Source organism: Streptomyces sp. NPDC057963 (assembly GCF_042887155.1).
Lineage (GTDB): Bacteria > Actinomycetota > Actinomycetes > Streptomycetales > Streptomycetaceae > Streptomyces.
The window spans coordinates 150,308-164,269 of record NZ_JBHVPX010000004.1; the positions used below are offsets into that span (position 1 = coordinate 150,308).

At 66.7% G+C, this 13,962-nt stretch carries 10 protein-coding genes and 1 pseudogene; 2 read left to right on the forward strand and 9 right to left on the reverse strand.

Going from position 1 to position 13,962, the window contains the following annotated elements:
- The first annotated feature begins 282 nt into the window (after positions 1 to 282).
- On the forward strand, positions 283 to 3,165 hold the full coding sequence (locus ACFVT1_RS10995) for an N-6 DNA methylase (RefSeq protein WP_389794218.1): 2,883 nt from the start codon (positions 283 to 285) through the stop codon (positions 3,163 to 3,165).
- A 238-nt stretch (positions 3,166 to 3,403) separates the two neighbouring features.
- Here ACFVT1_RS10995 and ACFVT1_RS11000 read toward each other — a convergent pair whose 3' ends face one another.
- The 5 genes and pseudogenes from ACFVT1_RS11000 to ACFVT1_RS11020 all read right to left on the reverse strand — a co-directional run bounded on the left by ACFVT1_RS11000 (position 3,404) and on the right by ACFVT1_RS11020 (position 6,213).
- A complete protein-coding gene (locus ACFVT1_RS11000) occupies positions 3,404 to 4,048 on the reverse strand; it encodes a DUF6000 family protein (RefSeq protein ID WP_389794219.1) in 645 nt (214 codons plus the stop codon).
- 3 nt (positions 4,049 to 4,051) lie between these two features.
- Entirely contained in the window at positions 4,052 to 4,783 is a 732-nt protein-coding gene (locus ACFVT1_RS11005; RefSeq protein WP_389794220.1) for a HEAT repeat domain-containing protein, read from the reverse strand.
- Positions 4,780 to 5,166 carry a CPCC family cysteine-rich protein gene (locus ACFVT1_RS11010; protein ID WP_389794221.1) on the reverse strand — a complete coding sequence of 129 codons (387 nt, stop codon included), beginning with the start codon at positions 5,164 to 5,166 and terminating at the stop codon, positions 4,780 to 4,782. The genes ACFVT1_RS11005 and ACFVT1_RS11010 overlap by 4 nt, the downstream gene beginning before the upstream one ends.
- A 290-nt stretch (positions 5,167 to 5,456) precedes the next feature.
- A pseudogene (locus ACFVT1_RS11015) lies at positions 5,457 to 5,636 on the reverse strand (type II toxin-antitoxin system RelE/ParE family toxin); the annotation flags it as partial.
- Between the two features lie 70 nt (positions 5,637 to 5,706).
- Entirely contained in the window at positions 5,707 to 6,213 is a 507-nt protein-coding gene (locus ACFVT1_RS11020) for a DUF2004 domain-containing protein (RefSeq protein WP_389794222.1), read from the reverse strand.
- A 310-nt stretch (positions 6,214 to 6,523) separates the two neighbouring features.
- Here ACFVT1_RS11020 and ACFVT1_RS11025 point away from each other — a divergent pair, with 310 nt between their 5' ends.
- Positions 6,524 to 7,942 (forward strand): ATP-binding protein, encoded by a 1,419-nt coding sequence (locus tag ACFVT1_RS11025; protein ID WP_389794223.1) that lies wholly within the window; start codon positions 6,524 to 6,526, stop codon positions 7,940 to 7,942.
- A 174-nt stretch (positions 7,943 to 8,116) separates the two neighbouring features.
- Here the strand turns inward: ACFVT1_RS11025 and ACFVT1_RS11030 are convergent, their stop codons facing one another.
- The 4 genes from ACFVT1_RS11030 to ACFVT1_RS11045 form a co-directional block, all read right to left on the reverse strand.
- Positions 8,117 to 9,457 carry a hypothetical protein gene (locus tag ACFVT1_RS11030; RefSeq protein WP_389794224.1) on the reverse strand — a complete coding sequence of 447 codons (1,341 nt, stop codon included), beginning with the start codon at positions 9,455 to 9,457 and terminating at the stop codon, positions 8,117 to 8,119.
- On the reverse strand, positions 9,454 to 11,442 hold the full coding sequence (locus ACFVT1_RS11035; RefSeq protein ID WP_389794225.1) for a hypothetical protein: 1,989 nt from the start codon (positions 11,440 to 11,442) through the stop codon (positions 9,454 to 9,456). Before ACFVT1_RS11035 ends, ACFVT1_RS11030 begins: the two co-directional genes overlap by 4 nt.
- Positions 11,439 to 12,230: a toll/interleukin-1 receptor domain-containing protein gene (locus tag ACFVT1_RS11040; protein WP_389794226.1), complete on the reverse strand. Its 792-nt coding sequence runs from the start codon at positions 12,228 to 12,230 to the stop codon at positions 11,439 to 11,441. The genes ACFVT1_RS11035 and ACFVT1_RS11040 overlap by 4 nt, the downstream gene beginning before the upstream one ends.
- A 311-nt stretch (positions 12,231 to 12,541) precedes the next feature.
- Positions 12,542 to 13,798 (reverse strand): helix-turn-helix domain-containing protein, encoded by a 1,257-nt coding sequence (locus ACFVT1_RS11045; protein WP_389794227.1) that lies wholly within the window; start codon positions 13,796 to 13,798, stop codon positions 12,542 to 12,544.
- Positions 13,799 to 13,962: the final 164 nt, after the last annotated feature.

Consider the following 13,962-nt stretch of genomic DNA (forward strand, 5'->3'; position numbering starts at 1 on the left):
CCCACCCCCAGCGCTCACCGACACAACTTTAACACGGTAGCGGTGTTCCCCCGGGCCGGGGGGCAGGCATCGTGAGAATCACGATGCCTGCCAGCCGTCCAGGCGTCGCACTTCTTGCCTTCGCTGGCTGCGACCGACGGTGCGCAGGCTCGGCCGAGACGACGCTCCCGAGCAGCTGGGTGGCCAAGACGTCTGAAGCCTCCCAGCTTTAGGAGCGTCGGGGCGCAGCCAGTCATCGAATCCGTGAGCGAAGCAAGACGGGTACCCGCTAGCCTCCGATACGTGATCTCAGGTGACCTCAAGAGCAAGATCGACCGACTGTGGGATGCCTTCTGGTCTGGGGGCGTGTCGAACCCACTGGAGATCATCGAGCAGCTTACGTACCTGATGTACATCAGGGAGCTCGATGAACTGCAGTCTGCTCAGGAACGGGAGGCAGCGAGGACCGGCCAGGCCATCGGCAACCTCGTCTTCGCGGAGTCCGATCGGCGGCTGCGCTGGTCTCACTTCATCACCGAAGCACCTCAGAATATGTTGGCTATTGTCCGTGATGAGGTGTTCCTTTGGCTGCGCAGCCATCTACCGGACGCGTTCGGCTATCCGGAGCTCATGGCAGGCGCGCGGCTGACTATCCCGACACCCAGCCTGCTGGCCAAGGTCGTCGACATACTCTGCGAAATCCCTTCAGGTGAAAAAAACGCTAGAGGGGATCTTTACGAGTACATGCTTAGCAAGGTTGCCACCGTTGGACGTTACGGACAATTTCGTACGCCTCGGCATATCGTTCAGCTGCTCATTGAGATGACGAATCCGTCCGAGCGTGACGAAATCTGTGATCCGGCCTGCGGCACGGCGGGATTCTTGGTAGCCGCTGCCGAACATGTCGATCGTTCGCGTCAAGACAGGCCGAAAAATGGTGCCGCATTCAAAGGCTTCGACTTCGATCGAACCATGTTGCGCATTGGCTCCATGAACATGTTTTTCCACGGTGTAGAAGGCCCGGAGATCCGCTACCGGGACGTGCTCGCTGATGGACTGGCAGATGACTCCGAGAGCTATTCGCTAGTGCTGACCAATCCTCCGTTTGCTGGGAGCTTGGAACAGGATGGGGTCGCTCCCGAGCTCCTTGAATTGACCAAGACGAAGAAGGTGGAGCTCCTATTTCTCGCCCTGACGTCGAAGTTGCTGAAGCAGGGAGGCCGCGCTGCGGTCATTGTTCCCGAGGGGCTGTTGTTCGGCTCCACCAGGGCTCACGTGGAGTTGCGGCGGTTCTTGGTGGAGGAGCACAAGCTAGAAGCAGTAGTGAAATTCCCTAGCGGCGCATTTAAGCCCTACGCTGGAATTTCTGCTGCTGCGCTCTTCTTTACCAAATCGAGCAGTGAGGTGAAAGATAGCGTCTGGTTTTATGAGGTGACGGCTGACGGGTGGAGTCTGGACGACAGGAGGACGCCGTTGCTGCCCAGCGAAAAGCTTGGCCACTCGCCTGCTAAACCTCTGGATGAAGTAGAGCACGCCAAGAATAACCTGCCTGACTTGCTGTATCGCTGGTCCCAAAGGAGCAATGGCGAGCGAAAGCGCGGACGAAATGAGCAGAGCTTTTGTGTTGTTAAGAGTGAGATTGCAGCGCAGGGCTACGATCTTTCACTCGGGCGCTACAGGCAGGTGCACGAGGCGAGGAAGTTGACACAAGAGGGGCTGCGGCTAGGGGATTTCTCTCAGATCTTCGCAGGATCGGTCATCTCGGCAGAGATTGACAAAGAGAGGAAGGACCCTGAAGTTGATGTGCGGCACAGGGTTCTGCCGCCCTCTCACCTCGATTCCTCTCTTCCTCCAGTCTCCAGTCTCCCCTTGCGGACTGTCGAAAGGGAACCGAAGTATAGGCTTCGCGAGGGTGACATTGTCGGCCGTGACCTTGCTGGGAATCGGTACTGGACAGCACTTCCGTCCGAGTATGAGGGCGTACAGGCAGGGCAGGGACTCCTTGTAATAAGGCTAAGCCGTGAAGCCGTCCCAGCGGAGTATCTGATGGCCTACTTGGCCAGCCCGCAGGCGGAGAATCAATTCCCTCGCTATGGCGTGATTCCGCGCATCAAGTGGAGGGATTTGGCAGAAATTCGAATCCCGAAGTGCGACGGGGATGTCGATGAAATTCGAGCGTCTATTGCTAGGCTAGGCGAGGGGCTGGAGCAGGCGGAAAAAATCCGGCGTGAACTTCAGCTCTCTCGAACAAGAATCTTTGACAGTGGCAGCAGTAGCGAGCGGAGGATCAGGTTGGAAGAAGCAGCGGACCTCAGCTCGCTCATCGCGCAAAATCTGCGCAAGCAAAACGAGCCGTATAGGGTCTTTCAAGAGGCGTACCCATATGGAATTGCCCGGGCTGTCCGGAAATTCAGGCACAGCCTTTCGCTGGCCGAAAAGCATGAGGCGGCGATTCAGTGTGTTGAGTCGCTAATTTTGTCATTGGGTATTGTTTCCCTCGCGATCGCGGCTGACCGTGGCCGCCAGGATTTGGGCGCGATCTCCCAGTGGAGCGAAGGGGTCGAAAAAGGCGGCGTCTCGCTGGGTCACTGGGTGGGGGTAATCCGGGCAGTGGGTGCGGATGCTAGGGAGAATGGGGATGAGGCGGCAGGGCTAGCAGAAGGAACCCAGCGAAAGAAGGGAGGGAAGGGATTGATGGCGGATCTAGATGAGTTGCTGCGCATGAGAAACAAGATCCGTCATGGGGCTGGGCCGCGGACACGCGCCGAATTTGAGAGGAGTCTAGAGCAGATCGAAACGCTGATGCTCAGTAGTCTCTCCTGGTGCGCTTTTCTTGCTCGGGCCAAATGGGTGCATATGGATAGGCTGCATTGGCTCCCGGATTCGGGCAGGTATAAGATCTCAGGGTTGGCTTTGATGGGTGATCACCCGGACTTTGAGCCAATTGGTTTTGAGAACGCTCGCCCTCTGGTTGATGATAGCCTCTACATGCTTACCCAGCAGGGGGAGACGATCCCACTCTCGCCGTTCTGCCTGCTAAGTGACTGTCCTGCATGCCTGGCGCCCGAGCTCTATTATCCCGACCGCCTGACGAACTCCACGGCGATGCTAAAGAGCCTTGATCGAGGGCATGAATTGGATAGCGACTCGGTGTTTAATTCTCTGCGTCGGTGGATTGCCGACTGAGAGTGAATGCCTTCCAGTGCATCGGGCTGGAATGACAGTTAGGTGAAGCTTCTGGTAGATGGGTTTTCGATCAAGCAATCCGGCTTCACCAGAGGCTTTGTCTGCTTGCCTACCCGTCGGGCGTGGACCCGTCCAGCTCGGCCCTGTGATTCCTGACCGCCAAGTTTCGCTCAGCGCCACTGGGAGATCGAAGCCCGCTGGCGGCGTCTGAGTGTCGGCCGGCAAGCCCTGCTCACTCTCACCCGCTCTGGCTACGGGCGGGACCAGCCGTCGGCGAAGTCGCACTGGAGGTCCGTCGAGCGGCGCTGCTCGGCGGGGGTGTATGCGGGGTGGTCGCGGAGGTGGGCCAGGGCGTTGACCCATTGGTCCCAGAGGCCGCCGGGCTGGGTGAGCGGTCGGCGTGGTGGGTGCCGAGCTGGGCGTCGAGGCGGAGGAGGGCGCCGAGGGCGGCGGGCTGGTCGTAGCGGAGGTCGGTGCGGGGGAGGTAGTGGTCGAGGTAGGCGGTGAGGATCTCGGCGTCCGCGTGGGTGCCGAAGCGGGCCAGGGCGAAGCAGTAGGCGCTGCCGGAGAAGCAGAACTCGCTGGCCAGGAGCAGGTCGCCGCTGCGTTCGCGGAACGTGGCGCGTCGGCCTACGCCGATCAGCCAGGCGGCGGTGAGGCGTGAGCGCCACTCGCAGCCGAGGAGGGCTTCCAGCTCGGCATCGGTGATCGTGGCCGAGTCGTCGATGAGGTGATGGGCGAAACGTTCGGCGTGAGGCCACTCGGGCCGCAGGAATCGACCACTTTTCAGGACGAGGTAGCGCGCGTGGCCTGAGTCCTTCCTTGCCGCGTAGCGCTCGATGACGTAGCCGTAGCCGATCTCCTCGGGGTGCTGGGACGGCATCGCTCACCTCTCCGGGTACAGGTCGGTACGGTCGATCCAGGTAGGGGCGACGAAGATGTTGTCGCCGGCGGGAGCTTCGGAGGCTTCCAGTAGGGACCGGGCGCGGGACTCTTCGACCAGGTGTTCCCAGGGCGCGGTCCAGTCGAGTTCCCTGTCCAGGCCAGTGCCGGAGATGCCGTACGTGCGGCCGGCGTCAACGCGCCAGAACTGGGAGTAGAGGATCACCTGGGTGTGGTCGGCCAGGTCGTTGATGATCTCGGTGAAGTGGGCTGAAGGCCAGCCGGGGGCGTTGTCCGCAGTGGTGGGTCGTAGGCGCGCGGTGAGCGGCGGGACGACGGGGGTGCGTGCGCCGAGTTCGGTCAGGGCCCAGCGGATGCCGCCCGGCTCGGTCCAGTCCGGTGGGGTCGCCCGTTCCAGGCAGGCGCGATACGCGCGGCGCAGGGGCCCGATGGCGCCGTCGATTTCCAGGCTCGCCAGGGCCATGGCCGCCCATTCGCGGACGGTCGGGTTGTCGCTGTCCAGCAGGCCGATGAGAGCGGGGCCGCAACGGGGATCGCCCACCTCCTCGAAGACCTCGATGGCGGTCAGGTGGCCGAAGCCGCCGAGGGAGGGCAGGCCGTTGATGACCGCGGGGATGGCGTCGGCGCCGATCCAGATCAGCTCCGCGCGGGCGTCGTAGGACTCGTCAACCTTGCCGTCGAGCTGCTGGACGAGTGTCTCGATGTGAGAGGTCATGACGCGGAGTGGTCCTGGCGCCAGAAAGTGGGGAGCCACCAGCAGAGCACCGAGAGGTCCTCGGGCCACGGGGCGCGGTCCTCGGCTGCCCAGTCCTCGAAGGAGTCGCGCGTCAGGTGGATGGGGCGCCAGGCGGGGTCGGGCGGCTCGTCCGCGGCCGGCGGGCGGACGTACTGCCGGCCGTGCTGGTCGCAGGCACCGAAGTCCTGGTAGTTCCGTTGGGCCTCGATCAGGGAGACCTTGTTCGCTCCGCCGTCCATGGTCGGCCAGCGGAACTGGACCCCGTCGTCCTCCCAGAAGCAGACAGGGCAGATCTCGTAGAAGCCGGGCATGGCGTCGAGCACGCGGTGCCCGCAGCAGGGACAGGGGTAGCGGTCGCTCACCTGCGCAGTCTCGTTGCAGGTCCGGCCGGTGCGCCATGGATTTCTCGGCCTCCGCACGCCCGGCCAGTCCGCAGCCAGTCCGCGGGACACTCGTAAACGGCCGTCGGGAGCCAACGCATACCAACCAGAAAATCCCAGTTCAGGGCCCTGGAAGGGGCTCCGCCGCAGGTCAGGATCTGGCTTCAGACTTTCCGCTTCAACGTCTGAGTGGACGTGAATAACGGCCTGACCTGCGAGAAGGCAGGTCGGGCCGTTGCGCTGTCCGCAGTAGTCCGCAGAACCTGAAGCGGCTACGTGTCGTAGACCGTGGAGCGGTGTCCGACGTGTACGACCCACGCCACTAGTTCCCCGTTGTCGATGGTGTAGAAGACGCGATAGTCGCCGACTCGTAGGCGGCGGCGCTCAGGCCGGGATACAAGTGCCGTGGTGTTGAAGCCGAAAGGGTCGCTCTCCAGCTCTGTCAGTGCAGCGCCCAGGATCGATGTGCCGTGCCCCGTTCGGCGCTGCCGGGTTGTCACCACCGAGGCGGGGCTGACGCCGTCAGCTTTCCCAGTCGACGGATGCCACGGTCCCGTTGCGGGACATCTTGACGGCAAGGAGTTCGTCACTGGTCGCAGCGTCGATCGTGTAGTCCATGACGATCCGGGCCTCGTCCTCGCCGATCAGGTGCCACAGCCCGATCTGAACGGGGTGCATGGCTGCAGTGAACGCGTCGACGCTGATCGCTTCGCCGTTTGCTTCCCGGGTGAGGCGCTTGATCACTTCGATGTCGTCGAGTTCGTCGGCGTGGTGGTCGATGAAGTAGCGATCCTGCTGCAGGTTCTTGCGGATCGCCGCGCGAGCCGCGGTGTCCAGGGCCGGCAGGTGGGCCAGGTGCGTCGCGAACGCATCCAGTTCTCCAGCATCCAGCCCGGAGCTGGGTTCGGCCCACAGCCGGACTTCGACCTCACTGCTTCCCAGCGCGGCTGTGCCTTCCCAGATGGCTTCCGTCTCGTCCACCGGCGGAACCTCAAGGTGCCCGAAGTAAGGGTGATCGATGCTCTTCATGAGGCCTGCCATTCCGATGGGCGGGGTAGGGCTTGAGGGGTAGTGGACGTTCCTGATCCAGGTTGCGACCTCGATCATTCCGTGCGCGGGTGCCGGTTCTGTCGGTACAGCGCCCCCGGTGTGGCCTGCCTGTACACGATGCGCACGCGCGCGGTCTGCTCGAAACGACAACCCTGAGTGCACACCGGTGCGCAGACTGCCACCACGTTTTAAGGCTCAGTCGACACGCCTGCCGGGGGTCGCGAAGGCAATTACTAACAACAATGTTGCTAACATTGTTGTTAGTCTCACGGGTGGAGGTCGACGAGACGTGGTGGATTTTGTAGGACGTCGCCAGGAGCTGGCGACGTTGGAGCGAGAGCTGCAGAAGGTGGCGGCAGGGATCGGCGGGGAGCGGCCCGGTCGGTGCGTGATGTTGCGTGGGCGGCGCCGGGTGGGCAAGTCGCGGCTGGTCGAGCGGTTTGCGGAGCGCTCCGGAGCCCCTTTCCTGTTCTTCGCTGCGACTGGTGCATCCCCCAGGGATGATCTGGCACGGCTGGCCAGGGACGCCCAAGTGTCGACGCTGCCGTTGGCGGGGCTGGTGGCCGCCGCGCGGCCGGAGAACTGGGATGCCGCGTTCGATGTGCTGGCCGCGGCGCTGCCTGCCGACCGGGCGAGCGTTCTGATCATCGACGAAGTGCCGTACCTGATGGATACCGACGGCGCCTTTGAAGGGATGCTGCAACGGGCCTGGGACCGGGGGCTGGAGACCAAGCCGGTGCTGCTGGTCCTCATCGGCTCCGATCTGTCGATGATGGAGGCACTGAACAACTACGGACGCCCCTTCCATCAGCGCGGCCGGGAGATGGTGCTGGGACCGCTCAGCCCCGCCGAGGTGGGGCAGATGCTTGGGCTGGATCCGGCGGAAGCCTTCGACGCCGCACTGGTCACCGGCGGGCTGCCGCTGATCTGCGCAGAGTGGCCGCGCGGCGCAGGGCTGTGGGACTTCCTCGGCGAGGCGCTGAGCGATCCGGTCTCGGCCCTGCTGGTGTCGGCCGAGCGTTCGCTGGCCGCCGAATTCCCCCCGCAGGTACAGGCGCGCAAGGTGCTGACGGCCATCGGGAGTGGCGAGCGGACCTTCACCAATATCGCCCGTGCAGCCGGCGGGATCGGGGCCACGCCGCTGCAGCGAGCTCTGGAGCTGCTTACGGACAAACGGATCGTCGCCGGAGAGCTGCCTGTATCGCTGCGCCCGTCGAAGGACCGCCGCTACCGGGTGACAGATCCGTACCTGCGGTTCTGGCTGCACCTGCTCGGCCCGTCGATGGAGGAGATCGAGCGGGGGCGGGGCGATCTGACCTTGGCGCGCATCCGGGAGAACTGGACCAGCTGGCGTGGTCGGGCCGTCGAGCCTCTTGTCCGTGAGGCCCTGGCGCGGATACTGCCCGACGACCGGCTGCCCGCGGCCCCCGCAGTGGGCGGCTACTGGACCCGCACCAACGACATCGAGATCGATATCGTCGGGGCCGACCGCGCCCCCATCGCCAAGGAGCTGTTCTTCGTCGGCTCCATCAAGTGGCTGGAGCAGTCGCCCTTCGACCGGCATGACTTGGCCGCTCTGCATCGGCACCGGGCTGCCCTCACCGACGAACCTGTTCCAGTCGTGGCGGTTTCGCGTAGTGGAGTCGACTGTCCGGGGCTCGACGCCACCTACGGCCCCGGCGATTTGCTGACCGCCTGGCCGCTGTGAGTAGCGGATGTCAGGTGAGGCACGGGAGTCGGTGAGGCCTCGGTCGCTTACCGGCGCTGTTGTGCAGCGTTGGCGGTCCTGAGTCTCCTCGTGCCCAGGTGCCGGGACAGGAAAGGCTCCCCCGCCGCGGTGTGCGGTGAAGGGGGAGCCTCGGAGGACCGACCGTCTACCGGATCAGCTCCTGTCCTCGTCGTCCTCGTCCTGTGCGCGAGGTGCGGCGGGCCGGTGCGGGCTGTGCGAGGTGTCCCAGAAGTAGGGAGGCGCCATGTCGTCCTCGCTCGTCTCCTGCCGGTCTTGGCTCCGTTCGCCTGCGCCGCTCTCCGCGGACCCCGGCGTGAACGGGTCCGCGTCGGCATCCGGGTCCGCGGCCGTGTCGGTGAACGGCGGGCCCTCGGGGGCTGGGGAGCGGGGCGACCAGGGTCCGGTGGTGTCGCCCTCGCTCGGAGGCTCACCCCCCGGCCCCTCGTCGGGCGCCGGGAGGAGGGTCCGCCTGATCTCCTCGGCGGCCTCGTCCAGCCCGGCCGCCTCCAGGCTCCGCACCACACGGTGCACGAACACCGTGTACTCATCCATGTCCGGCTTCAGGCCCACCGCCGTCAGCAGCAGGAGCAGCCGATCCGAAACCCCCACTTCCTCCTCGCGGTCGAACGTCCCTCCTCCCTGGGCGTGTCCGTCCCACAGCGGGCCTCCGACGGTTGCTTCGGTCCGCGCGTCCACGGGCGGGACGAGCAGGTGCCGGAAGATCTCGGGCACCTCCTCGTTCTTGGCCGCCGCGGAGATCTGGGCGAGCGGACCGATCATGTCGACTGCCTTCTCGATGTCGTCCTCGTGACGGGCCAGCCACCACACCACGGCGCTGCCCGTGCTCTTGAGCACGTCGTCACCGAGGTAGCCCCGCTTGTTGCGCTCGTGCTGACGCTCGTACTCCCAGAGCTCCTCGTCCTTGCGAAAGTCGTTCAATTTGCGCAGGCGCTCGCGGTCGGCGGGGGTGAGGGTCAGTGTCACATCGGCCGCCAGGGCCATCACCCGTCCGCTCCGGTCCGGGAGCGGGGCGCCCAGCTCCCCTTCCAGGAGATACCGTGCGAAGCTCGCCCGGCCGGGCTCCTCGTGGCGGACGACCTGCAGGGCCCGGCTGACGACCGAGGAAACGGCGAGGGCTGGGGAGGCGCCGTCGGACCAGTCGGCGTGGTCGGGGACCGGCCTCCACCACACGGTGGCGGAGAAGAGGAAGTCGTAGCCGTCCGTTGCGCTCGGCAGCGCCGCGTCGACCACCCGAGTCTCCTGGTACGGCTGTTCCGTCGGCGCCGCGGGCGGCTCAGCTTCCTCGGGCTCGTACGGATCGGCCGACGCGCGGCCACCGCTGAGGACCGTCATCACGAGCAGCAGGGAGCCCGAGGATGTGACCATGGACATGAAGCCCCACAGCCACGCCGACCAGTGCAGGAGGTTTCCGAGCACAGCCGGTGCGAGGCCGCAGAGAGCGACGAACAGCAGGCTGGGAAAGCGGTGTTTCATCGCGCCTCTTCCGTGGTCCGTGGTCCGGCGCCTGCACGCTTCGCACTCTCCGTGCGGACGTACTGCGCGTTGTCGATGTGCTGCCAGAAGAGGGCGGCGACGGCCGCCCGGGACGGGTGGTGCCTGGGCCCCGCCCAGTCGCAGGCGATGGCGTAGAGGCGGTGCAGAGCGGCTGTGCGGCCGTGTGTCGCCCCGACCATCACGCCCAGCGCCATCTCCCGCGTACTGTCGCCCGCCGCGGCGTTCAGCCAACTGCTCACCAGCGGGTTCCAGAGCTCCGTCGGCGGCTGGGAGAAAACCGTCTCCCAGCCCAGGAACAGGTCCGGCCACGGCGGCGGCTCCGGTGCCCGGTCGCTCCTCAACAGTTCAGCGAGCAGCTGGAGATGGGGATCTGCCCCGCGCGGCTCCCGACGCGTCCGGTCCCGCAGGCGGTCGATCAGTAGCCGGTAGGGCCGACGGTCGCGGCCGGCGAGGTCGAGAAGTACTTCCCGGGCCCCGCGTGCCGCCTCCCCCTTCCGTACGGCGAGGTAATGGAGCCGCACCATCGCCTGATCCGGGTGCGTCGCGCCGAGGCTCTGGAGGCAGGCAGCGGTCAGAACGCGAACGAGACCGTCCGACAAGGGGCCGGACCTCGCGCACTCGTACATCCGTCTGCGGAACCATGCCCCGAACCTCTCGTGGCTGAGACCGAGCTCGAGGGCCGCCACGGCTCGTGGGTCGCAGGACGCCCCGGTCGCGTGGTCCGCCCAGCGGACCACAAGGTCGAAGAGGTGGTCGGGCCGCCCGACGGCCAGGGACCGCTCGCCGAAGCGGACGACGACGGTCACCCGGTCGTCGGTGGTCAGACCGCGGAGCCCGGCGGCATGGCCGATCCAATTCCTGAGGTCGTCGCGCGTCCCGGGGAAGTTCGCCCAGAAGTACGTCCGTACCGCGTCGGCGTAGGCCAGCCGTCCGAAGTGGAGCCGCCCTTCCAGGTCCCGCTCGATCCCGAGCGTCGCCAATCGCTCCCCGAAATCCGTCCGTGCGAGCTCGGTTGTCGTCTCTTCCTCGTGCCTCACCGTCCTCATCAAGCCGTGCCACGCCTCGTAGACGGTGTCGGCGCGGGCCTCCTCGAACACTGCCGCCGCAAGCAGCAGGGCCCGCTCGGGCGCGGTGCGGACCGTGGCCACCTGCCGGCCCACCTCACCGGCACGGTCGGTCACCGCGTGCATCGCTTGGTCGAGCCATCCCGCGAAGTCGACGCCGAACCGGCCGCTGTCGCGAGCGGCCCTCACCAGCCCCGCGAGCCGCGCCAGTTCCCGCATGGGGGAGCGGTCGCACAAGTGCTGGAGGTCGGCGCTCCCCAGGTCCGCGGGGCGGAAGGCCATCCGGTCCATGCGGAGGTACCGGGTGACGACGGCGATCCCCCGGGGGCGCCCCAGCGCCACCGTGTGCGGTTCGAGCTCCGGCGCGCGGGCGTGCTCCATGCCCGACGGCAGGACGACCACCATGTGGGCCCCCGCCTCCTGGACCTGTGACCGGCGCACGACCAGGAGGCGCTGGGCCTTGGCATACGCCTCCTCGTCGGCGATCCCGGAGAGGTCGAGGAGGAAGCGGTCCCCCTCGCCGGGGGCGAGAGTGGGCTCGTCCTTGTCCGTGGCGGGAAGCTCCTCGAACCGGTCCTCCTCCTGCTCCTCTTCAGCGCCTGCGTCCTCACCGAGCTCGTGCAGCAGCATGATCGCTGCGGCGCGCCGGCCGCTGCCGGGCGCAGCCTCCAGCAGCACCACCGATCCGGGCTTCTCCAGGCAGCGGGCGGCGATGCGATAGCCCACCGGCCGAACGAACCGGTCGGCCAGGCGCACCCGGTCCTCTCGGACGATCCGGAGGGACTCGACCCCTTTGCGGATCATCCAATCCGCGCCACCGTAGAAGACGTACTGGGGCCCTACGCCATTGTTCACCGGGCCACGCGGATCGTTGACGGTGACGCGGTCCTGCTCGGTCATCGTCCGTCGTCCGAGCGCCGACGCTCGCGCTCGAAGCGTTGGTGGACCGTACCGCTGTTGTCGCCCGCGGTGAACTGGACCCCGGTGTTGTCGCCCTCGAAGTGGGGAGCGTTGTACTGGTGCCCCCCACCGGTGTTCACGGGCCCCTGCGGTTCGTTGACGAAGGTGCCGGACAGACCTCCGTTGAGGATTCCGATGCCGCGCACGCGCTGTTCGACGTCGCGCGTCCGCATCCTGGTGTGCCTGGCATCCTTGGCCGACTTCTTGCGGGACTTCGCCTCCGTCCGCTCCCGCGCCGCATGGGCGTCGCGGTCCACCGCACCCAGCTCGGGCAGGAGCCGGGCGAGGGTGTCGCCGAGCGCCGTCAGGTCCGATTCGGCGTTGCGGTGGTCGAACCGCCTGTACTGGCAGTCCGCCAGCTCCAGCAGATCGTCCGGAAGGACGGAGCGGTCGATCCTCGTGGCCTTTCCGACGAGCACGGGGATCACCAGGACCCCGCGGTCGAGCGCGGTCTGGATCTCGCGACGGGTCCAGTCCTGCTCGGCTTCGAGGGCGGGGCGGCCGTCGGCCCCCCGCACCTCCGCCCAGCGCGGGCCGATCACGGCGAGGAGAGCCTCGCACTCCTCCACCGCCCTGACCAGTTCCACCGGGAAACGGCGTCCAGGCTCGATCGAGTTGCTGGCGAAGAAGATCCGCTCGTCGCCGAACCGACGGGCGAGTTCCCGAGCGATCATGGTCGCTGCGGATTCCTCGTCGCCTGTGCGGTAGTTGACGAAGACGTCGGGCATGAAGGTTCCCTTCGTGAAAGGAAGACGGGGTGAACGAGCACGGGGGTGTGGACCGGGGCTCCGGTCGGCCCGGGCCATGAGGTCCCGACCGTGTGGACGGCATGGCGCATCCACGGGAGGGTGTGCGGATGGAGGGGCGCCGCCTGAGGCGTCACTGGTTGCGGCCAGCCCGAAGAAGCCGGGGGCGCGATGCCACGCGTCGAGCGGTGATCAGAGGGTTTCGCCGGGGATCGTGGGATCCGGAGGGCCGGAGGGACCGGGTAGTCCGGCGAGCCGGGCGGCTCGAGTCTGTGTCGGCCGTGGAGCGGCTGTCAGTCGTGCGCGGGGGCGAGTACGCGTGCCAGCGCGGGCTGCAGATCACGTACGGCGCGGCTGCTCCGGAACCGGGAGAGTTCCCGTGCGAGACGCCGGACGTCGCTGTTCACCGTCGCCGAGGGCACGGCCGGCATCACTCCCAGGAGATCCTCGGCGATTCCGCACGCGTGCTCGACCTCCCCGGAGGCGGCATGGGCCAAGGACCGGCGGAAGCCGTATCGGGCGCGGGTACGCAGCGCGTGCGGCGGGAGGCGTCGGTACTCCCGGTCGAGTACCTCGGCGGCGGCCTTGGGGCGGCCGAGGTCGTGCAGGCACCAGCCGGTTGACATCGCCGCCGGATCGCTCACATGGGAGGTGCCGATCACGGGCTCAGCGCCATTGCGGGCGTCGTCGCTGGCGAGCAGTTCCCGCGCCCTGTCGAGGCTGCGGAGGCAGTCGACTTCGTTTCCGACGAGCGCGTGCCCCTGGGCCTCCCGCTGGGCCGCGAGTCCCCGGATGCGTGGCGGGAGTTCGCTGCTCTGGGCGCGGCGGGCCAGGGCGACGGTGCCGGCGGCGTCCCCGCCGTACATTGTGACCAGGGCGCGTCGCACCAGTGCGTAGGAACCGAGGTACGGGTCACCCCCGGCGCGCGCCAGTTCGGCGGCCTCGCCCGTCCAGCCGAGTGCCGCGTCGCTGTCCCCGGCCTCCTGGGCCATCCAGCCGGTGAACTCCGCGAACCGCGAGGCGAGCAGGAGTGCAGGGGCCCGAGACGCGGACCTGGCGTCGGTGGCCAGCCCGGCGATCATGCGGGTCTGCGTCTCCAGCAGGGGCAGCAGGACCTTGGGTGCGGTGGACTGACCGAGCTTCCGCAGCTGGTCGAACTGCATGCGGAAAGAGGGCAGGAGGGGGTCGTCGGTGGAGGACAGCGCCTGACTGCCGAGTTTCAGGCCGAGGTCGATCAGCGCTCCCGTCCCCGCCGAGAGGACCGCCCGGCGCCCGACGAGCCAACGGCTCGGACCGGCGGGGGATTCGGCGGTGCCCGAGTCCGAGTCCGTCTCGGGACGGGTGACCAGGCGCTGCAGCTCGCCATCTGCGCCGAGGAAGGCGTCGCACCGCCGGGCTAGTTCGGGGGACGCGGAACGCTCCCCGCGCTCAACCTTGCTTATGTGTCCTTTGTCGTAGTTGAGTGCCACGGAGAACTCAGTCAGAGTCAGCCCCGCTTCTACTCGTAAACGGCGAAGTTCCGGGCCAAAGCGTAAAGTCGTGCTCATCATCAACCTCCCCTTGAACAGTGACCGCGAGAGCCGTCTGCCCTCACGGGAGTCGCCATCCGACGATCACCGGTCGATACGAAACCCGGCGGCGAACACCTGCTGTGACGGCGCCGTTTCGTTCCGCATCCGAAAGTGAGTCTGGCACGACGCGCGCCTGGAGAATC

What these genes read in the sequence shown, in the direction of transcription:
- ACFVT1_RS11005 (WP_389794220.1), bottom strand. Translation starts at nt 4,783, where the DNA reads ATGACCTCTCACATCGAGACACTCGTCCAGCAGCTCGACGGCAAGGTT.
- ACFVT1_RS11040 (WP_389794226.1), bottom strand. Translation starts at nt 12,230, where the DNA reads ATGCCCGACGTCTTCGTCAACTACCGCACAGGCGACGAGGAATCCGCA.
- ACFVT1_RS11035 (WP_389794225.1), bottom strand. Translation starts at nt 11,442, where the DNA reads ATGACCGAGCAGGACCGCGTCACCGTCAACGATCCGCGTGGCCCGGTG.
- ACFVT1_RS11045 (WP_389794227.1), bottom strand. Translation starts at nt 13,798, where the DNA reads ATGATGAGCACGACTTTACGCTTTGGCCCGGAACTTCGCCGTTTACGA.
- ACFVT1_RS11020 (WP_389794222.1), bottom strand. Translation starts at nt 6,213, where the DNA reads ATGAAGAGCATCGATCACCCTTACTTCGGGCACCTTGAGGTTCCGCCG.
- ACFVT1_RS11030 (WP_389794224.1), bottom strand. Translation starts at nt 9,457, where the DNA reads ATGAAACACCGCTTTCCCAGCCTGCTGTTCGTCGCTCTCTGCGGCCTC.
- ACFVT1_RS11000 (WP_389794219.1), bottom strand. Translation starts at nt 4,048, where the DNA reads ATGCCGTCCCAGCACCCCGAGGAGATCGGCTACGGCTACGTCATCGAG.